This window comes from Streptomyces sp. NPDC040718, from assembly GCF_055593565.1.
Window position 1 is genome coordinate 124,763 of sequence record NZ_JBVIXO010000003.1, and the last position, 19,793, is coordinate 144,555.

At 73.0% G+C, this 19,793-nt stretch carries 17 protein-coding genes; 10 read left to right on the forward strand and 7 right to left on the reverse strand.

Features of this window, described 5'->3' with window-relative positions; all coding sequences use genetic code 11:
- Positions 1 to 102 precede the first annotated feature (102 nt).
- Both ACZ597_RS09325 and ACZ597_RS09330 read right to left on the reverse strand, forming a co-directional pair.
- Positions 103 to 1,026, reverse strand: coding sequence for an ion transporter (locus tag ACZ597_RS09325; RefSeq protein ID WP_471327117.1), 924 nt, complete (start codon positions 1,024 to 1,026; stop codon positions 103 to 105).
- A gap of 226 nt (positions 1,027 to 1,252) precedes the next feature.
- Entirely contained in the window at positions 1,253 to 1,657 is a 405-nt protein-coding gene (locus tag ACZ597_RS09330) for a DUF5997 family protein (RefSeq protein ID WP_471327120.1), read from the reverse strand.
- Positions 1,658 to 1,715: 58 nt separating this feature from the next.
- Between ACZ597_RS09330 and ACZ597_RS09335 the strand changes: the two genes are divergently transcribed.
- Positions 1,716 to 2,501, forward strand: coding sequence for a LysR substrate-binding domain-containing protein (locus ACZ597_RS09335; RefSeq protein ID WP_471327123.1), 786 nt, complete (start codon positions 1,716 to 1,718; stop codon positions 2,499 to 2,501).
- Between the two features lie 93 nt (positions 2,502 to 2,594).
- Positions 2,595 to 3,995, forward strand: a complete 1,401-nt coding sequence (locus tag ACZ597_RS09340; RefSeq protein WP_471327126.1) for an NADP-dependent succinic semialdehyde dehydrogenase — start codon at positions 2,595 to 2,597, stop codon at positions 3,993 to 3,995.
- Between the two features lie 14 nt (positions 3,996 to 4,009).
- Here the strand turns inward: ACZ597_RS09340 and ACZ597_RS09345 are convergent, their stop codons facing one another.
- Together ACZ597_RS09345 and ACZ597_RS09350 are read right to left on the reverse strand one after the other, a co-directional pair.
- The gene (locus ACZ597_RS09345; protein ID WP_471327129.1) at positions 4,010 to 4,603 is read right to left on the reverse strand and encodes a TetR/AcrR family transcriptional regulator; all 594 of its coding nucleotides are present in this window, start codon (positions 4,601 to 4,603) and stop codon (positions 4,010 to 4,012) included.
- 75 nt (positions 4,604 to 4,678) lie between these two features.
- Entirely contained in the window at positions 4,679 to 6,790 is a 2,112-nt protein-coding gene (locus ACZ597_RS09350; protein WP_471327132.1) for a galactose-binding domain-containing protein, read from the reverse strand.
- 223 nt (positions 6,791 to 7,013) lie between these two features.
- Here ACZ597_RS09350 and ACZ597_RS09355 point away from each other — a divergent pair, with 223 nt between their 5' ends.
- Together ACZ597_RS09355 and ACZ597_RS09360 are read left to right on the forward strand one after the other, a co-directional pair.
- Positions 7,014 to 7,343 carry a hypothetical protein gene (locus ACZ597_RS09355; RefSeq protein WP_471327135.1) on the forward strand — a complete coding sequence of 110 codons (330 nt, stop codon included), beginning with the start codon at positions 7,014 to 7,016 and terminating at the stop codon, positions 7,341 to 7,343.
- A complete protein-coding gene (locus tag ACZ597_RS09360; RefSeq protein ID WP_471327138.1) occupies positions 7,340 to 8,326 on the forward strand; it encodes an alpha/beta hydrolase in 987 nt (328 codons plus the stop codon). Before ACZ597_RS09355 ends, ACZ597_RS09360 begins: the two co-directional genes overlap by 4 nt.
- A gap of 6 nt (positions 8,327 to 8,332) precedes the next feature.
- On the opposite strand, the gene ACZ597_RS09365 is transcribed toward ACZ597_RS09360, so the two are convergent.
- Complete coding sequence (locus ACZ597_RS09365; RefSeq protein WP_471327140.1) at positions 8,333 to 8,665, reverse strand: hypothetical protein; 333 nt, start codon at positions 8,663 to 8,665, stop codon at positions 8,333 to 8,335.
- A 171-nt stretch (positions 8,666 to 8,836) separates the two neighbouring features.
- On the opposite strand from ACZ597_RS09365, the gene ACZ597_RS09370 reads away from it, so the two are divergent.
- A complete protein-coding gene (locus ACZ597_RS09370; RefSeq protein WP_471327143.1) occupies positions 8,837 to 9,103 on the forward strand; it encodes a hypothetical protein in 267 nt (88 codons plus the stop codon).
- Here the strand turns inward: ACZ597_RS09370 and ACZ597_RS09375 are convergent, their stop codons facing one another.
- Both ACZ597_RS09375 and ACZ597_RS09380 read right to left on the reverse strand, forming a co-directional pair.
- Complete coding sequence (locus tag ACZ597_RS09375; protein WP_471327146.1) at positions 9,104 to 9,559, reverse strand: GNAT family N-acetyltransferase; 456 nt, start codon at positions 9,557 to 9,559, stop codon at positions 9,104 to 9,106.
- Between the two features lie 177 nt (positions 9,560 to 9,736).
- Positions 9,737 to 13,213, reverse strand: coding sequence for a M28 family peptidase (locus ACZ597_RS09380; RefSeq protein ID WP_471327952.1), 3,477 nt, complete (start codon positions 13,211 to 13,213; stop codon positions 9,737 to 9,739).
- Positions 13,214 to 13,383: 170 nt separating this feature from the next.
- Between ACZ597_RS09380 and ACZ597_RS09385 the strand changes: the two genes are divergently transcribed.
- From ACZ597_RS09385 to ACZ597_RS09405, 5 genes are all read left to right on the forward strand, one after another.
- On the forward strand, positions 13,384 to 14,343 hold the full coding sequence (locus ACZ597_RS09385; RefSeq protein WP_471327149.1) for a LysR family transcriptional regulator: 960 nt from the start codon (positions 13,384 to 13,386) through the stop codon (positions 14,341 to 14,343).
- Between the two features lie 125 nt (positions 14,344 to 14,468).
- The gene (locus ACZ597_RS09390) at positions 14,469 to 15,914 is read left to right on the forward strand and encodes a glyceraldehyde-3-phosphate dehydrogenase (protein ID WP_471327152.1); all 1,446 of its coding nucleotides are present in this window, start codon (positions 14,469 to 14,471) and stop codon (positions 15,912 to 15,914) included.
- Between the two features lie 74 nt (positions 15,915 to 15,988).
- Positions 15,989 to 16,345, forward strand: coding sequence for a zinc ribbon domain-containing protein YjdM (locus ACZ597_RS09395; RefSeq protein ID WP_471327155.1), 357 nt, complete (start codon positions 15,989 to 15,991; stop codon positions 16,343 to 16,345).
- A gap of 398 nt (positions 16,346 to 16,743) precedes the next feature.
- Complete coding sequence (locus tag ACZ597_RS09400; protein WP_471327158.1) at positions 16,744 to 16,929, forward strand: thiazolylpeptide-type bacteriocin; 186 nt, start codon at positions 16,744 to 16,746, stop codon at positions 16,927 to 16,929.
- 107 nt (positions 16,930 to 17,036) lie between these two features.
- Positions 17,037 to 19,793 (forward strand): lantibiotic dehydratase, encoded by a 2,757-nt coding sequence (locus ACZ597_RS09405; protein ID WP_471327161.1) that lies wholly within the window; start codon positions 17,037 to 17,039, stop codon positions 19,791 to 19,793.

Sequence of the window (19,793 nt, forward strand, 5' to 3'; positions counted from 1 at the left end):
TTGCACGGAGTAGGGGAGTTGGGGCAAGGCCCGGGAGCGAGTGCGCCGGGGATGGCCGAAACCGGGCCGCCCGGGCCCGGTGGCGGGCCCGGGCGCGGTCCGCTACCTGGCGGTTTCGAGCCGCCGGTCCGCCAGGCGCTCCGGTTCCGGGGCGGGAGGCGGTACGGCCCTGGCCGGATCGAGGCTCGCCTCCAGGTCGTCCAGTGCCAGGCGGGCCGCGGCGATCCGGTCCCGGACCTCGTCCGCCGGGTCCATGGCGTTCGCCGCGCGCTCCCGGGCCCGCGCGTCCGCCTCCTCCATCTCCCGGGCCTCGTCGAGGGAGTTGAGCACGACCCCGATCAGGACGTTGACCAGGACGAAGGAGGCGAGCAGGGCGTACGAGGCGTAGTAGACGATGCTGAACCGGGAGATCTCCAGCCCCGCCCGGACCGCGTCCGTCAGCCCGTCCAGGGTGGTCAGCAGGAACAGGGTGAGCGCGGCCCGCCCGATCGAGCCGTAGTGCTGCGGGTCGGAGGAGGCGAAGCAGACCCAGCCGACCATGGCGTACACGTACACCACCAGCGCGCCGATGAACAGGAAACTGGCCGTGCCCGGCAGGCTGCGGCCCACCGCCAGCAACAGGATCCGCAGGTGGGGCAGGAAGCGGGCGGTGCGCAGCACGCGGGCGAGGCGCAGCAGCCGGAGCACGGTGGTGTTCTCGCGCAGGAACGGCAGGAAGGCGGAGGTGACGATCAGCAGGTCGAAGATGTTCCAGGGGTCCCGGAAGAATGCTTTCGGCCGGTCGGCGTGGGCACCCAGGCGCAGCAGCATCTCCAGGGTGAAGAGGGTGAGGCAGGACTGCTCCGCGAGCTGGAGCACCTGGCGGTACTCGGCGGCCAGCCCGCTGTACGTCTCCAGGCCCATCAGCGCCGCGTTGAGCAGGATGGCGGCGAACACGCCCATCCCGAACGGCGGGGCCTCGGTGATGCTGCGGCAGCGGGCGGCAAGTCTCCGTCGGCCGGATCCGGCCGGCATGGGGTCCGTCATCGTGTCCCTCGTACTCGTGCTCGTGTGGCCCGTACGGCCCGTGGGAGCCGTCGTCGTACGGACCGGCGCGGGGCGGGGGCGTGCACGCCGGTCCGTACGTCCTTCTAACGCCGTACAGCCGAACGGGTTTCAGGTGCTCACACGAAGCGGGGGCGCGACGGAGAACGGCCGGGCCGGGACCCCGAAGGGTCCCGGCCCGGCCGTCGGTCTTCCGCGGGGGTGGGGCTCAGTCCTGCTTCCCGGCGCGCCGGGCGGCGTCCTGCGCCTGCTTCTCCTTGATCCGCACCGCTTCCTTGCGGACATCGGCCTGGGTGGAGCGCTCCTTCTGCAGCCACTCCGGGTTCTCCTGCTTGATCGCCTCGATCTGCTCGGTGGTGAGCGCCTCGGTGACCCCGCCGCGCGCGAGACCGGCGATGGAGACGCCCAGCTTCGCGGCGACCACCGGACGCGGGTGCGGGCCGTTGCGCCGCAGCTCCACCAGCCAGGCCGGCGGCTCGGCCTGGAGTGCGTTCAGCTCGGCGCGCGAGACCACGCCCTCCTGGAACTCTGCGGGGGTGGCCTCGAGGTACACACCCAGCTTCTTCGCCGCGGTCGCGGGCTTCATCGTCTGGGTGCTCTGGTGCGACGTCATGGGGTCAAGGGTATCGAGCATGTGCACTACCTCCGACCACGACCGGTAACCTGGCGGGGTGACAGGCTCGGATACACCCCCTTCGTTCCGGCTCGCCTATGTCCCGGGAGTGACGCCCACGAAGTGGGTGCGGATCTGGAACGAGCGGCTGCCCGACGTCCCCCTGACCCTCGTCGGCGTGCCCGCCGCCGAGGCGTTCGCCGCGCTGCGCACCAGCGACGCCGACGCCGGGTTCGTACGGATGCCCGTGGACGGGGCCGACCTCAGCGCGATCCCCCTCTACACCGAGACGACCGTCGTGGTCGTCCCGAAGGACCACGTGGTGGCCTCCGTCGAGGAGATCACCACCGAGGACCTGGCCGACGAGATCGTGCTGCACCCCCTCGACGACGTCCTCGCCTGGGAGACCCTGCCCGGACGCCCCGCCTTCGAACGGCCCGCAACCACGGCGGACGCCGTCGAGCTGGTCGCGGCGGGCATCGGCGTGCTCGTCGTCCCGCAGTCCCTCGCCCGCCTGCACCACCGCAAGGACCTCACCTACCGCACGGTCTCCGACGCCCCCGCCTCGCGGATCGCGCTGTCCTGGCCGGAGGAGAAGACCACCGACCTGGTGGAGGAGTTCATCGGGATCGTCCGCGGACGGACCGTGAACAGCACCCGGGGCCGGCAGCCCACCCCGCCGCAGCCCAAGCAGCGCAAGGCCGCCGGGGGCGCCGGCGGCAAGACGGGCGCCAAGACGGGCGGCGCGAAGACCGGCGGCGGCAGGGCCGCGGGCAAGCCCGCGGCCCGGTCGGGCGGCAAGCCGGCCGCCAAGCGGGGCGGCAAGCCGCGAGGCCGCCGCTAGGGGGTGTCCGGCGGGTGGCCGGTCCTCGCGTTGCGGGGGCGGGTCCGGGCGGGCAGGGTCGGTGGGGCGGTCCCCTCGCAGGAAGGTCCGACCATGCCCATCGCCACCGTCAACCCCACGACGGGCCAGACGCTGCTCTCCTTCGACGCCCTCGACGCCGCCGGCATCGAGCGCTGCCTGGCCCTGGCCGCGCGCACGGCCGCCTCGTACCGGCTCACCTCCTTCGCCGAGCGCTCGGCACTGCTGGACCGGGCCGCGGACCTGCTGGAGGCGGAGGCGGGGGACATCGCCCGCACCATGACCGTCGAGATGGGCAAACCGCTCGCGGCGGCCCGCGCGGAGGCCGCGAAGTGCGTCAAGGCGATGCGCTGGTACGCGGCCCGCGCCGAGTCCCTCCTCGCGGACGAGCACCCCGCCGACGCCGACGTCCGCGACGCGGGCGCCTCGGCCGTACGGGTCCGCTACCGGCCGCTGGGCGTGGTCCTCGCCGTCATGCCGTGGAACTTCCCGCTCTGGCAGGTCGTGCGCTTCGCCGCGCCCGCGCTGATGGCCGGCAACGTGGGCCTGCTCAAGCACTCGTCGAACGTCCCCCAGACGGCCCTGTACCTCGGCGACCTCTTCCACCGGGCGGGCTTCCCTCAGGGCTGCTTCCAGACCCTGCTGATCGGCTCGGGCCCCGTCGAGGGCATCCTGCGCGACCCCCGGGTGGCGGCGGCCACCCTCACGGGCAGCGAGCCGGCCGGACGTGCCGTGGCCTCCGTCGCGGGGGACGAGGTCAAGAAGACCGTCCTGGAGCTCGGCGGCAGCGACCCGTACATCGTGATGCCCTCGGCGGACGTCGCCCGGGCCGCGAAGACCGCGGTGACCGCGCGGGTGCAGAACAACGGCCAGTCCTGCATCGCCGCCAAGCGGTTCATCGTCCACACCGACGTCTACGACGAGTTCGCCCGCCTCTTCACGGAGGGCATGCGGGCGCTGACCGTCGGCGACCCCATGGAGGAGTCCACCGACGTCGGCCCGCTGGCCACCGAGAGCGGCCGGGCCGACGTGGAGGAGCTGGTCGACGACGCCGTACGCCACGGGGCCACGGTCCTGTGCGGTGGCCGCCGGCCGCCCGGCCGGCCGGACGGCTGGTTCTACGAGCCGACGGTACTGGCCGACGTCACCCCGGCGATGCGCATCGACCTGGAGGAGACCTTCGGCCCCGTCGCCACCCTCTACCGGGTGGACAGCCTGGACGAGGCCGTGGAGCGGGCCAACCACACGCCCTTCGGGCTCAGCTCCAACGTGTGGACCCGGGAGGACTCCGACCTGGAGCGCTTCGTCGGCGAGCTCGACGCGGGCGGCATCTTCGTCAACGGGATGACCGCCTCCCACCCGGCCCTGCCCTTCGGCGGGGTCAAGCGGTCCGGGTACGGGCGGGAGCTGTCCGGGCACGGCATCCGCGAGTTCTGCAACATCACCACCGTCTGGCAGGCCGCGGAGCAGGGCTGACCGGCCGGCCCGGGTCAGCCCTCCATCAGCCCCAGGACGTGCTCGGTGATCATGTCGAGGATCGCCGCGGCGGACTTCTCGTCGCCGAGGACCAGCACGCTCAGGGTCAGCCCGTCGGTCATCGCCGCCAGGTACCGGGCCAGGACGGGGGCCGGGACCTTCGGGACGAGCCCCATGTCCCGGCACAGCTGCCCGATCAGCTCCTCGTAGGTCTGGCAGTACAGCTCGTACTGGCGGCGGGCCAGGTGCTCGAACCCGGGCCGGCGCAGCGCGTACTGGGTGAGCTCGTAGGTGAGCATGTGCTCGCCGGGCTGGGCGCCCACGTGGTCCCAGTACGCCTGGAAACCGGCCCGGACGGTCTCGCGAAGGGTGGGTTTCGGCCGGATCGCCTCCTTCACCACGGTGATGTAGTGCGCGGTGATCGCGTCGAGGACGGATTCCAGCAGCTCCTGCTTGGAGTCGAAGCAGTAGTGGAAGACGCTCAGGGACACGCCGGCCTCGGCGGCGATCGAGCGGGTCGTGGTCCGGGCGACGCCGTCGCGGGTCATCGCGCGGATCGCCGCCTCGGTCAGCTGGGCGCGCCGCTCGGCCGACGGCATACGGGGCATGGAACTCCTCGGGGTGGGGCCGCCTGGTACGGCGGCGGGGCCGGCCGGGCGGTCCGGCCGGCCCCGCCGGTGGTGTCAGCTGCTGTAGACGCCGACCTCGTGGAGGGAGTACCCCCACTGGGTGGCCCGTTGGACCCCCTGGACGCGCAGGTACCGGGCCGTCACCCCGGCGAACCGGGCCGTGTCGAGGCCGCCGTCGCTGTCGGAGGTGGACCAGACCGTCTGCCAGTTCGCGCCGTCCGTGGAGGCCTCCAGCCGGTACGCCTTCCCGTACGCCTGTTCCCAGTCGAGGGTGACCCGCCCGATCCGGTGCGCGGAGCCGAGGTCGATGCGCAGCCACTGGGCGTCGTTCCACTCACTGGCCCAGCGGGAGCCCGAGTCGCCGTCGACCGCCCGGCCGGGCGAGTAGTCGACGAAGGGGTTCCACCACTGCGAGGACGAAGCCGACGCGGAGGAGCCGGCGGCGAGGTTCACCCCCGACTTGTGCCGCTCGGAGGCCCCCCAGGTGCCGAGGTAGGACTCGGCGCCCTTGAACAGGTCGTCCACCACGTCCTGGCCGCCGACGAGGCGGATGTCCTCGATCCAGTCGGGGACCAGACCGTAGTGCGAGGCGCCGTCGGTGTTGAGGTCCCAGGTGCGCTGCCCGGTGGTCTGCCGGTCGATGACCGAGCCGCCGTCGGTGCTGGTGAAGGGGTACTTCACCGGGTTCGGCGTGTTCGCGCCGCGGGGGCCGGGCCAGCCGCCGACGCCGTTCATGTCGGTGCCGTAGCCGTAGCCGACCTTGTACTTGTCGCGCAGGGCGTCGGTGCGCCTGGCCTCCGCGCTGAAGGCCTCGGAGCCGCTCATGTACTGGGCCGCGAAGCCGCCCAGCTTGTAGAGCCGCTCGGTCCAGCCCAGGTCCATCCAGCTGTGCGAGGAGATGACGCCCGGGTAGGACTCGGACTCCAGGATGTCGAAGGCGCGGCCCGCTGCCTTGACGCTCATGTGGTCGACCTCGAGCATCATTCCGCGCTTCATCATGCCGCGGACGGCGTACTCGCCGAGTTCGCTGAGACCGCGCTTGTTGCAGCGCGCGTCGGCGGAGTACGAGGGGACCGCGACCCCGGCCGGGAGCTCCTTCTGCGCCGTCGGAGCCGCCGCGAGGCCGATCGGGTTGTCCTTCTGCGGGCCGGCGCACTGCTCGGTCTGCCAGAAGGTGCCGGTCGACAGGAACTGGCCGACGTTGATCGCGGTGCCGAGGGCTCCCTCGTCGAAGCGGACGCCGCACAGGGCGTTGTCGAACTTGTGGCAGAGGAACATGCTGCGCACGCCCAGCTTGTGCAGCTCGTCGAGGCCCCGGTCGATGTCGGCCTTGCCGCACTGGGCGACGTCGAGGATCTGCTTGCAGCCGAAGGGCTCGGAGGTCTCGACCCCCATGACGACGGCCAGCTTCCCCTGCTTGATCACCTCGCGGGCCTGGTCGGAGTCGGTGACGATGCGGAACCAGCCCTTGCCGGGGCCGCCGTACATCTTGTCGACGAAGGCCTGCATGTCGTACGTCTTCTGCGCCTCCAGGCGGATGGCGGTCATCTCGTCGCAGCCGCGGTCCTTGAAGAAGTAGACCGAGCAGATCACCCCGTTGGTGACGAGGTCGTTGACGAGGACGCGCTGGCCGCCGCGCCAGGCGCGCTCGACCCAGGCGTAGTAGTTCTGCTGGTGGGTCAGCGAGTCGTGGGCGGGCCAGTCCTTGAAGGTGGGCCAGCCGTTGGGGTCGTGCTTGCCGTCCCCGCCCTTGGTGATGAAGTCGAAGACGGCGAGGGTCCCGTCGGGGTAGTGCTCGGGACAGTCCTTGAGGGCGTCCGCGACGCCCATCTCGGAGAAGGGCTTTCCACAGATCAGGCGGCCGCCGAAGCCCTCGTTGGACATCAGGTGGTCGTGCGCGTCGACGAACCCGCGCACCTTGCCCTGGGCGTCGGTGCCCTTGAAGGGTTCGCCGGTGACGTCGATCGCGGAGTCGGGCTGGGGCCGCGCTGTCGGGTTCCACCAGCCGGCGTCGGCCGTGGAGCCGGGGTCGGCGGAGGACAGGGGCGCGGGGCCGAGCAGCAGGGCCAGCGCGGCGACGAGCGGGGTCAGGAGCGCGAGGCGGCGGCGCCGTCGGCGCGCGGCGCCGCGGTACGGCCGTGGGGGCGGGTGAGGGGTCAAGGTCATCACTCATGTCTTCGGTCGTCGGATGCGGCGCGGTCGGATCCGGGCATGAATTGTCATGCCCCGCACAAGGGTGGGACGAGAATCCCGACTGGCTCGAAAGGAGTCAAGAGTCCGGGACGCATGACCTGATGGAGCGTCGGACATGCTCCGGTGCGATCGGGTGACGATCCGACGATGTCCCGAGAGATCGGGACCTCCGCGGGGGCCTCCCGACCTGCCCCGCATGCAACGCCTCCCCCTGCCCGGCCATCCCCTGGAGACCGGCCGGCTCCTGCTGAACCTGGTCACCCTCGTCACCCGCGCCGCCGTCCTGATGTGGGGCGCGCGCCACCGCGAGGAGTCGCTGCGCAGGCTGGAGGCGGAGCGCGCCGAGGACCTCTCGGGCCACACCGGACTCCTGGAACAGCGCGAGCGGTACGCGCGCGACCGCGGGTTGCCTGCGCGCCTTCATGCCGGCCGACGAGGGCCTCGACAGCGGGAGTTGACCGCACGGCGGACACTGGCCGGATTCGAGCGGCATCGGTCGGAGCCGATCATAGAGTCGCCCGTATGAGCGAACAGAGTGACATGGTCGAAGGCGGCGGCTGGTCGCGGCGCGGGGTCCTGCGGGTCACCGCGGCCGGCGCGGGAGCGGTCGCCGCCGTGGGCGCCGGAGCCTCCGCCGCGCACGCCGACGGACGCCGGCGCGGCGCGCCGACCTTCGTCCTGGTCCACGGCTCCGGGAGCAACTCCTACGGCTGGTCCGCCGTCCTCGCCGAGCTGGGCCTGCGCGGGCACCGCACGGTCGCCGTCGACCTGCCGGGCCACGGGGCCGGAGCCTACTTCCCCCTCTCCTACCAGTCCCCGCAGGACCTGGACCGGCTGGCCACCGAGCCGTCGCCGATCGGCAGGGTCACGCTGTCCGACTTCGCGGAGCACGTCGTGGGCGTCGTACGCGCCGCCCACCGCAACGGTCCGGTCATCCTGGTCGGGCAGAGCCTGGGCGGGGCGACCCTGAACGCGGTCGCCAACCGGGTCCCGGAACTGGTCTCCCACCTGGTGTACGCCTCCGCCTTCTGCCCGACGCGGCACACCTCGGTGGTCGAACTGATGATGACCCCCGAGGGCTCCTCCAGCTCCCTGTTCCGGATCCCGCCCTTCAAGACCCCGCCGGAGCTGGGGGTCAACCGGGTCAACTGGCGCTCCGCCGACCCGGCCTTCTTCGCCGTGATGAAGGAGGCCCTGGCCGCCGACCGGACCGACGCCGAGGTCCGGGCGCTCCTCAACACCCTGGAGCCCGACGAGTCCGCGGCGATCGGCGCCGCCGACTCCCGAGGCCTGGCGGACCGGTGGGGCCGGGTGCCGCGCACCTTCCTCCGGTTCACCGAGGACCGCTCGATCCCGCTCGAGCTCCAGGACCTGATGATCCGGGAGGCGGACGAGACCACCCCGCGCAACCGCTTCCGCGTACGGTCGATCGCCGCCCCGCACGTAGGGCCGCGCGACATCGCCGTATGGGGGGACGAGCTGGAACGGGTCGCGGAGCTGTGCCGGTAGTCCGGCTCAGTCGTTGAAGCCGCTGCACTCGGTGAGTTCGCCGCCTTGGCGGACGCTGTACTCGTCGGGCGTCACGTTCAGGATCTGGAAGCCGCCGTTCTGGGCGATCTCGATCGTCCCGCCGAATCCGGCCGACCCGTAGACGTAGGCCGGGCCCGGGGTGAAGCCGCCGCCGGACAGGTGCACCATGCCGTTGGCGAGGATGCCGGACACCGAGCAGGTCGCGGCTGGGGCGGCGGCCGGCAGGTGCCCGGAGACCGCCGCGAGGGCGGTGGGGGCGGTGATCAGCGAGGCGGCCACGAGGGGGCCGAGGACGAGGAGGCGTGTACGCGGGGTCATGGGTCATCCTTACCGGGGGGAAACTGCGGGCCCCCGGCCGCACGGGAGCCGTCTCCTTGTCCGGGACCGGGGCGCGACGGGCGCGGGTACCGCCCTTCCCATCGTCTCTCCTCCCCTTCCCCGCTGCGACCGGGGAAGGCGGTGCGCCGCCGGGCGGCATATGGTCGGGGTATGAGCGCGACGGTCGTGGTGTACGAGTACGACGACACCGCGGGAGCGGCGCCCGGGGACCGGGCCGCGGTGCTGCGGGTGCACGCGGCGCCCGCCGCCCCCGGGCAGAGCGGTGTACGGGGTCCGAGGACGCTGTGCGGCAAGGACACCTTCGCCATGGGGACGGCCGCCTGGCAGCCGGCCGAGCACCCCGGCTCCGGCTGGTTCCCCCGGGAGCACGCGGACCGGATCTGCCCCGCCTGCGACGACGCGGCCGGCGGGGGATGATCAGCGGCCGGGGGCCATGTCGTAGGTGACCCACATGGTCCGGGTGGCCACCTGGTCGTACTTGGACCGGGCGCGGTGGTTGTCGTCGGCGGTGATCCACCGCACCACGCTCCAGCCGCGCTCGGCGGCGAGCTCGCGCAGGGTCCCGAGCAGCAGGTCGGCGGCGCCGGAGCCGCGGTGCTCGGGGGCCACGAACAGGTCGTCCAGGAAGCAGCCGACGGTCGCGGACAGCGGACGGGCGAACGGCCGGTAGTGGGCCAGCCCGAGCAGCCGGCCCTCGGCGTCCTCGGCGACCAGGGCGCCCACCTCGTGGCCGGGGTCGTTCACCCACGCCCACACGGTGGCGGCCGCCTCCTCGGTCTGCTCCACCCGGTAGAAGTCGGCGTAGCCCCGGTACAGGGCACGCCACTGGGCGAAGTCCCCGGGCCGGACGGCGCGGACCTTGACGTCGGACATGTGCGGCAACTCCTGTGATCGACGGACCGACGCAACGTAGCAAGCGCCCGGCGCCGCCACACCTGTCCACGGAGGTGCCGCGGCGGTCGCCGATTTCGACACGGCGGCGGGTTCCGCTCCGTATGGGCGGAGCCCGGCCGGGGGTGCCGGCCGGGCTCCTGTGCGCCGTGCGGTGGGTCAGCTCGTCTGGAGGGTCACGTCGTCCACCACGAAGGACGTCTGGAGGGACTGGTCCTCCACGCCCTTGAACTGCAGGACGACGGTCTGCCCGGCGAACTGGGAGACGTCGTAGCTCTTCAGCGTGTAGCCGGAGCCCGCGTCCAGGTTGGACAGGGTCTCCAGGGTCTGGCCGCCGACCGAGACCGTGAACGTGTCGTAGACGACGTCCTCGTTCTCGTCGGTGTCGATGTGCAGGTAGAAGGAGAGCCGGCCGGAGGCGCAGCCGGCGGGGAGGGTCAGGGACTGCGAGGCGCTGTCCGTGCGGGAGCTGCCCCAGCCGTTCAGCCAGGCCATGTACGAGCCGCCGTGCGGGGTCTCGCCCGCCTGGTTGGTGATCACCCCCGAGGTCGCGGACCACGGGGAGGAGCCGCTCTCGAAGCCGCCGTTGGCGACGACCTGGGCCGGGGTGCAGGTGCCGCCGCCCCCGCCGACGGTCAGCGTGTACGTGGTGCTGTGGGTGGTGGTGCCGGTGCCGGTGACGGTCAGGGTGTGCGTGCCGGCGGGCGTGCCCGCGGCGACCTGGACCGAGAGGGTGGCGGACTGGCCGGACTGGACCGAGGCCGGGCTGACGGTCGCGGTCACGCCGGCGGGGGCGCCCGAGACGGACAGGGCGACGGTCTGCGGGCTGCCGCTGACGGTGGCGGTGTTCACCGTGGAGGTGACGCCGCCGCCCGGGTTGGCGGAGCCGGCGGCCGGGCTGGTGCCGATCGAGAAGTCGGAGGCGGGGGTGCCGCCGCCGACGGCCGTCTTCCAGACGGCGTACGCGACGCCGTCGGCGCTGCGGTCGAGGACCGTGGCGCTGATGTTGGAGGTGGTGTCGCAGGAGCTGTGGTAGCAGGAGTCGTACGCCGCGTTGGCGGTGCCGCCCCACTTCGCCGCCTGCGCGGAGGTCTTGCGGGCGCTGGCGCCGGCGGCGTAGCCGGAGGTGGGGATGCCGGCCTGCTGGAAGGAGTAGTCGTCACTGCGGCCCTGGCCCTCGGTGTTCTCCTCCGGGGCGAGGTTCAGCGAGGTCCAGTACGCCTTCAGCGGGGCGGCCGTGGCGGAGTTGACGTTGTTGATGAAGTAGCCGCCGTTGGTCGAGCCGACCATGTCGAAGTTGTAGTAGCCCTTGATGGTCGCGCGCTGGGCACTGGTCAGCTGGTTGACGTAGAACTTCGAGCCGTTGAGGCCCTGCTCCTCGTCGGTCCACCAGGCGAACCGCACGTGCTGGGTCATCGTCGGGTTCTTCTGCGCGAGGACGAGGGCGTTCTCCAGCAGGGTGGCGGAGCCCGAGCCGTTGTCGTTGATGCCCGGTCCGGCCGAGACGCCGTCGAGGTGGGCGCCGAACATCACGGTCTTGTCGGCGGGGCCGCCCGGCCAGTCGGCGATCAGGTTGTTCGACGGGTAGGTGCAGGAGGTGCAGGCCTGTTCGGTGACGGTGTAGCCGGCGGCCTGGAGCTTGCCCTTCACGTACGCGAGGGACTGGGTGTAGCCGGCGCTGCCGGCCCGGCGGTGGCCGCCGTTCTGCGAGGCGATCGTGCCGAACTGGGCCAGGTGCGCCTGGACGTTGGCGACGCTGATGTCGGGCGCGGTCGGATCGGGCTGGGTGCCGCCCACGTTGAGGGCGTAGTCGACGGTGTGCGCGAGGGACGCGCCCTGCCCCTTGACGGTGACGGTGGACGCCCCTGGCGCCGCGTTGGACGAGGCGGAGAGGGTCAGCGTCGAGGACTGCCCGGACTGCACGGTCGCCGGGTTGAAGGAGGCGGTGACCCCGGCCGGCAGGCCCGTCGCGGTGAGCGTCACCTGCTGGGCGGAGCCGCTGGTGGTGCTGGTGGCCACGGTGGTGGTGACGGAGCCGCCCTGCTGGACGGTGCCGGAGGCCGGGTTCAGGGAGAGCGAGAAGTCGTTCTGGCCGCTCGGGGTGCAGGTCGGGTCACCGCTCTGGGCGGGCACGCTGATGGCGTCCCAGGCGGCCTTGGTCCTGTTGAACAGGTTGCAGGTGGCGTCGAGGGACTTGGCCGAGCCGAGGGTGGCCGTCCGGTACTTCTTGTAGGACATGCTGCTGGTCTTGAGGAGCATGCCGCCGTAGAAGATCTTGCCGGCGTTCTGTACGCCCACACCGGTCAGCGTGGTCTGGTTGCAGGTGCTGCTGTTCGGCTTGCCGCCGCCCGGGTTGGTGCCCTCGGCCAGCAGGTAGAACCAGTGGTTGAGGGGTCCGGCGGCCTTGTGCACCTCGGTGCCGGGGATCGCGGAGCTGTAGCAGGCGGGGTCGTTGTTGACGGCCGGCGGGTCGTACATGTTGCGGATCGGGCCGCGGCCCTGGAGGTTGATGACCTCGCCGACCGTGTAGTCGGGGGTGTCGTACGGGGCCGGCTCGTTGATGTACGCCTCGGTCAGCGCGCCGAAGATGTCGCCGGTGGCCTCGCCGAGGCCGGCCTCCTGGCCGCTGGTGCCGCCGGGGGTGTTGGAGTCGATGGCGTGCCCGTACTCGTGGGCCACCACGTCCACGCCGGCGATCCACTCGTTGGCGCTGTTGCGGCCGATGGTGACCGAGCTGCCGTCCCAGTAGGCGTTGAGGTCGCTCAGGCCGACCTTGCCCGGGAAGCTGCGCCCGTTGCCGCTGACGCCGTTGCGGCCGAGCCACTGGCCGAGCATGTCCCACTGCTTCTGCGCGGCGAACATCAGGTCCGTGCACCCGGTCTCCTTGGAGGTCGGGTTGCCGGTGCCCCAGGAGTCCGAGGACTTGCTGAAGACGGTTCCGGTGCTGTAGTCCGCGCAGCTCAGACCCGGGCGGTTCGGGTCGCGCAGGGAGTACGAGCCGCCGGAGGCGGTGGTGTCGATCGTCAGGGGATTGGGGCCGTTCCACTTGCTGTTGCCGGTGCCGGCCACGACGTCGTCGTAGCGGTCGACGACCTTGCCGGTGCGGGCGTCCACGAAGACGTGCAGCCGGCTGGGCGCCGTACGGGTGCGGCCGGTGAGCACGGTCTCCCAGGCGAGGACGGGCTTGTCGTCCTTGAGCCGGACGACGAGCCTGCTGCTCTCGACCTTGTCCACCTTCTCCAGCTCGCGCCGCGAGGAGGCCTCGGCCGCGTTCGCGTCGACGTCCGGCGTGGTCGCGACGTCGATCACGGTCGCGGAGGCCGACTGCAGCGCGCGGACCCGGCCCTCGCCGTCCGCGAGGACGACCGCGTCGCCGCCGACGACCGGCAGGCCCCGGTAGCTGCGCTCGTACGCCACGGAGTACAGGTCCTTCACCCAGGGGGTGACCAGGCGCCGTTCGTACTGCTGGCGGGGGGAGTTGACCAGGGTGTCGAGACCGCTGCGGACGGCCGCGTCCGCGGCGGCCACGGCCCGCTCGGCCTTGGACTGGCGGGGTGGTACGGGATCCGGCTGCGCGGCCGCCGCGGTGCCGGCCAGCGCGCCGGCGAGGCTCGCGGTCAGCGCGAGGGCTGCCACGGACGCCGTCCATCTGGTGGGCTGCACGAGTCCACTCCGATCGTGTGTGGGGGGTGGCTGGCTGTACGCCGTCGCCGAGTATGGGCGTGGACATGGCGAGATTGGGACATCCCTGCGGGCATAAGGCGCGGGTTATGGTGCACTGCGGTAGCGCTCCGTAAGCTGCCCGGATGCAGCTGGAGTTGAGGCATCTGCAAGCCGTCTGCCGGATCGCCGAAGCGGGCAGTCTGGGGGAGGCGGCCAGGCGGCTGGGCGTCTCGCAGCCGGCGCTCTCCGCCCAGCTGCGCCGGATCGAGGCGGTCACCGGCGGCGAGCTCTTCAGCCGTGGCCGCCACGGGGTGGAGCCCACCGCCCTGGGGCACTTCGTGCTGGCCAAGGCGCGCCGCGTGCTGGGCGAGATGGACGCCCTGGGAGCCGAGGCCCGCGCCCTGGCGGCCGACGCCCCGCTCCGGCTCGGCTGCATCCTGCTCGTGCTCCTGGACGGCCTGCTCGCCCGGACCGACCAGGCCCTGTCCGGGCGGGAGGTCACCGTGGACTTGGAGGACTCCGTCACGGCGCTGGTGCGGATGCTCGGAGCCGGCCAGTACGACGTGATCGTGTACGGCGAGGTGAACGACTACGAGGTCCCGCTGCCGAGGGGGGTCGCGGCCCGGACGGTGGTGCCGCAGGAGCCGTTCTGCATCCGGATGTCCTCGGGGCACCGCCTCGCGGACCGCGTGACGCTGGACCTGGCCGAGCTGGCGGGCGAGCAGTGGATGACCCTCGTGGAGGACGACGACGGCGGCCCCGAGGCGCTGGTCGAGGCCTGCGCGAAGGCGGGCTTCACCCCCTCGCTGCGCCATCGGATCACCGACCGCCAGATGCGGCACGACCTGATCGCCGCGGGCCGCGCGATCGCCCTCTGCCAGCCCACGGCCCCGCCCGTGGCGGGGACCGTGATGCGCCCCCTGGCCGGCACGCCCGTCACCGGCCGCATCCGCCTGGCCTGGAACCGCTCCGCCGTCCCGCAGCAGCAGGCGGAGCGGCTCTACCGCGCGGCGGTCGCCGCGTACCTGGCGAACGTGGACAACAACGACTTCCACCGAGCGTGGTGGGACGCTCACCCGGAGGCCCGGCCGGCGCTCGACTGAACCCCGGGAGCCGCAGGTCACGCCCGGGGCGGCCGTCCCCGGCGGCGCTCGGGCGGTCCCCCTTGAAGGAACGATCCGGCGGCGGGTTAGCATATGAGCGCCGCCTAGCTCGAAAGATAACGTCTGTGACTGTCAACGAGGACTCGTTCGCCAACTGGAAGACCCGCGAGGAGATCGCGGAGTCGATGATCCCCCTCATCGGGAAGCTGCACCGGGAGCGGGACGTCACGATCCTGCTCCACAGCCGCTCCCTGGTGAACAAGTCGGTCGTGAGCATTCTCAAGGCCCACCGCTTCGCCCGGCAGATCGACGGCGAGGAGCTGTCGGTCACCGAGACGATGCCGTTCCTGGAGGCCCTCGCCGCCCTCGACCTGGGCCCGTCCCAGATCGACATCGGCATGCTCGCCGCCACCTACAAGACCGACGACCGCGGTCTGTCGGTCGCGGACTTCACCGCCGAGGCCGTCGTCGGCGCCACCGGTGAGAACAAGATCGAGCGCCGCGAGGGACGCGACGTCGTCCTCTACGGCTTCGGCCGCATCGGCCGCCTCGTCGCCCGCCTGCTCATCGAGAAGGCCGGCTCCGGCAACGGCCTGCGGCTGCGCGCCATCGTCGTGCGCGGCGGCGGTGACCAGGACCTCGTCAAGCGCGCCTCGCTGCTGCGCCGCGACTCCATCCACGGCCAGTTCCAGGGCACCATCACGGTGGACGAGGCCGCGGGCACGATCGTCGCGAACGGCAACACCATCAAGGTGATCTACGCGAACGACCCGTCCGAGATCGACTACACCGAGTACGGCATCAACGACGCCATCCTCATCGACAACACGGGCAAGTGGCGCGACCGCGAGGGCCTCTCGCTGCACCTGCGCCCGGGCATCGACAAGGTCGTCCTGACGGCCCCCGGCAAGGGCGACGTCCCGAACATCGTCCACGGCGTCAACCACGACACCATCAAGCCGGACGAGCGCGTCCTGTCCTGCGCCTCCTGCACCACCAACGCGATCGTCCCGCCGCTGAAGGCGATGGACGACGAGTACGGTGTGCTCCGCGGCCACGTGGAGACCGTCCACTCGTTCACGAACGACCAGAACCTGCTGGACAACTACCACAAGGCAGACCGCCGCGGCCGCTCCGCGCCGCTCAACATGGTCATCACCGAGACCGGCGCCGCCTCCGCCGTCGCCAAGGCGCTGCCCGACCTCAAGGCCCCGATCACCGGCAGCTCGATCCGCGTCCCCGTCCCGGACGTCTCGATCGCCATCCTGAGCCTGCGCCTGGGCCGTGAGACGACCCGCGAAGAGGTCCTGGAGTACCTGCGCGGCGTCTCGCTGCACTCGCCGCTCAAGCGCCAGATCGACTTCACCACCGCGCCCGACGCCGTCTCCATGGACTTCGTCGGCTCGCGCCACGCCTCCATCGTCGACGCCGGCGCCACCAAGGTCGACGGTGACAACGCGATCCTCTACCTCTGGTACGACAACGAGTTCGGCTACTCGTGCCAGGTGATCCGCGTCGTCCAGCACGTCTCCGGAGTGGAGTACCCGACCTACCCGGTCCCGCAGGTCTGATCCCGAGCATCGCCTGACCCGGTGCCCCGCCGACAGCCGTCGGCGGGGCACCGCGCGTTCCATAGACTGGTCCGGTGACCGAGAACGTGCTTCCCCCCTGTCCCGAGTGCTCCGGCCCCTACGCCTACGAGATGGGCGCCCTCCTCGTCTGCCCCGAATGCGGGCACGAATGGCCCCTCGCGTCCGGCGAGGACGCCGACGCCCCCCAGGAGCGGGTGGTCAAGGACTCGGTCGGCAACGTGCTCGTCGACGGGGACACCGTGACCGTGGTCAAGGGCCTGAAGGTCAAGGGCCACCCGACCGGCATCAAGGCGGGCACCAAGGTCCGCAACATCCGCCTCGTCGACGGGGTCGACGGTCACGACATCGACTGCAAGGTCGAGGGCTTCGGCGCCATGCAGCTGAAGTCCAGCGTGGTGAGGAAAGGCTGATTTCCCACTGACGCCGCGCCCCCTTTCCGCCCCCGTCCGCCTCTGGCGGACGGGGGCGTCGCCCTATCGGGCCCGGCCATTGCCTCCTGATTTCGGCCGCGATGGCCTGAGTGGGCGGATCGGGCGCCGGGTGGGGAGGGTCGTTCCGGGGAATCCCGCCACTCGCCGTACGGCTTCGGAAATGCGGCCGGATCTCCGCTCTGGTGGCCCTCCGGCCCCTGGGCGATCCTGAGGTCCGGGTCGGCCGCACCAGTGGCCGGATGCGCTCGATATCCGGCCGGACCGGAACCCGAGGAAATCCGGCATTCCCTTCGGCGGCCCGCGGGCCGTTCGTCCGGCCTGCGGAATTCCGTCCCGTGCACCTTCCGGCTTTCGCTTCCACATACAGGGAGACACCCATGTCCGACGCCGCGCGCACCCCCGAATTCGCCTTCGAGGACCTCGACCTGGACCTCGGGGACCTCACCGTCACCGCCATGCGGGACACCGTCGCGCTCCCCGAGGGCGGCGCGTCCTGGGGCTCCTGCTCCTGCCAGGCCTCCTCCTCCTGCAACAAGCCGCACGTGGACACGCCCCTCGGCTGACCGCCGCGCGCGTCACCCCCCGCACACCCACGACACGGACCCGCTTCCCGCCCCGCTCCCGAGTGCGGCGGGAAGCCCGCGCGCCACGCCCACAGGAGGGGACCGGGATGCCGCAGCCGTACCGCACGCCGGCCGAGGCCGACGCCGACGCCGACGCCTACCGGGTGTGGTCCGCGCCGTACGCGCTGGTCCGCGCCACCGTGCTGAACCACCCCGCCCAGACGCCGGAGGCCGTCGCCTTCCGCACCCTGCTCGCCCGCCTCCGGGAGACGGAGCACCGGCTGCTGGAGACCGCCGCACCGCTCTGCGACGACCTGCACGACAGCCGGTCCGGGCACCCCGCAGACCTCCACCGCGACGTGGTCCTCCCGCTGCGCCGCGCCCTGCACAACGGACGCGAACCCCGGCCCGCCCTGCTGGAGCGCCTCGGCGACCTCCCGGAACGGCTGCCCCGGCTCGCAGGCTGGCTCGCCCTGCGCGAACGCCGCACCGCGCTCCTCGCCGGACTCGCGGCCGCCGCCGAACCGGCCCTGGCCGCCGAACGCCGCGCCCTCGCCGCCCTCTGCCGCGAGCCGGCCCTCGCCAACGCCGTCGCCCTCACCAGCACCGACCTGCTGCGGGCCGTGGAACGGGCCGCCACCGGGACACGGGACCGCCGGGCCCGCAAGGAGGAAGCGGCCGTCCTGCGCTACGCCCTGCGGGCCAGCACCAAGACCAGCCCGCTGTCCTGGTTCACCGCCGTCGGCTGGGGAACCCTGCCGGCGGAACCGGCCCGCGCCGTCCCCTCCTGGGGGCTGGCGCCCCTGTTCGACGGCCCGCTCCGGTCGGTCGTACGGCCCAGCCGGACCCTGACCACCGCCCTCACCCTCGCCCTCCTGGACGCCCCGCACCGCCGGGCCGCCCTGCCCCACCGCGTCACCAGCACCGCCCGCACCACCACCGGCGGGCGGGCCGCGTACTCCCGCGACCGGACCGCCTTCGCCGGGGGCCGCCACCTCGTGGCCGACGAGGACGAGGCCCGGCTGCCCGCCACCGGCCCGCTCGGGCTGGTCACCGAGCGGGCCGAGGACCCCGTACCGCTGGACGAGCTGACCGGACTGCTGGCCGCCGCGCTGCCGGGGACGGGGACGGGGACGGGGGCGAGAGCCGGGGCTGGAGCGGGGGCCGGCGGCGACGGCCGGGCCGCAGCGTCAGGCTTCCTCGGCCGCCTCGCCGAGGCGGGGCTGCTGGTGCCGGGCGAACCGGTCCCGCCCCAGGACCCCGACCCGCTCGGCCGCCTCGCGCACTGGCTGCGCTCCCTGGGCGCCGCCAACGCCCAGGACGCCGCCGCCGAGGGTGCCGATGACGCCGATGACGACGCCGCCCAGGCCGGGCGCCTCGACGAGCTCGCGCGGCTCACCGCCGGATTCGCCGACACCCCCGCCGCCGGCCGGCCCGCCCTGCTGGCCGCCCTGACCGACCGCTGGACGCGGGCGCTGGCCGCCGCCGGCCGGCCCGTCCCGGCCGTGTCCGCCCCGCTCAGCGTGGTCTCCGAGGACGTGGTCGCCCCCCGCCCGCTCGACCTCGACGGGTTCCTCGGCCCCGCGGACCACGAGGCGCTCGGCGAGGTCACCCCGCTGGCGGAACTCTTCGACCTCGGCCACCTCCTGCGCCGCGTCGTCCGCGACCGCTTCGTCGCCCGCTACGGACCCGGCGGGACATGCCCCCACCCCTGGGAGTTCGGGGCCGAGGTCGCCGAAGCCTGGCAGGCAGCCGGGCGGCTCTCCGCCCTCGACCCCGCCGGCGCCCTCCCCACCGGCCTCGGCCCGCTGGCCGCCCTGCGCGCCGAGGCGGTCACGGCCGTCGGGGAGGCCCTGGGCGGCGGCCCGGCCGGAGCCGGCGAGATCGTCCTGCCCCCGGACCTCCTCAAGGGCCTCGGCGACCGGCTCCCCGACTGGTCCCGGGCCCGCCCGCTCGGCTACGCGTACTTCCTCCAGCGCGACCCCCGCCACGGCCTGCTCTGCGTCAACCAGGTCTACGGCGGCTGGGGCCGCTTCACCAGCCGGTTCCTCGACTCCCTCGACCCCGGCGCCGCCACCGAGGTCTCCCGGCAGGTCCGGCGCGCCCTCGGCCCCGGCGCCCGGGCCGCCCAGATCCGGCCCGTCGGCGGGTTCAACGCCAACCTCCACCCCCTCCTCGTGCCCGACGAGATCGGCCCCGACCGCCGCTGGACCCCCCTCGGCGAAGCCGACCTGGACCTCGTCCACGACGAGGCCGACGACCAGGTGCGCGTCCGGCTGAGGAGCACCGGCGAACTCCTCGACGTGCTCTACCCCGGCTTCCTCTCCCCGGTGCTGCTGCCGCGCCGCCTCGGCGCCCACCTCGGCGACCAGCCCCACGGCGTCGTCGACTTCCGCCCGCTCGTCCCCCGCACCGCACTCCCCGCGCCAGGCGGCGCCCGGATCACCCACACGCCCCGGCTGCGCCACAGCGACGTGGTGCTGCGCCGCCGCCGCTGGCTGCTCCCGCCCGACGCCGTCGAGCGGCTGCGCGCCGACCTCGCCGCCGGCGGAGAGGTCCCGGCGGCGGCCGCCGCCCGCTGGCGCGCCGCCCTCGGACTCCCCGAACAGCTCTTCCTGCACCCCGCCGCCACCGCCCCCACCGGGCGCCCCGCCGAGGACTTCCTGAGCGGGCTGAGCCGCCCCAAACCCCAGCTCGTCGACCTCGGCAACGCCCTGCACCTGCGCTGCCTGGCCAAGTGGCTCTCCCGCCACGGCGGCGGCGCCGTCCTCGAAGAGGCACTGCCCGCCCCCGGCGCCCAGGACGCGCCCGCCCGCGCCGTCGAACTCGTACTGGAGGTCTACCGGGCCGGGCGGACCCGATGA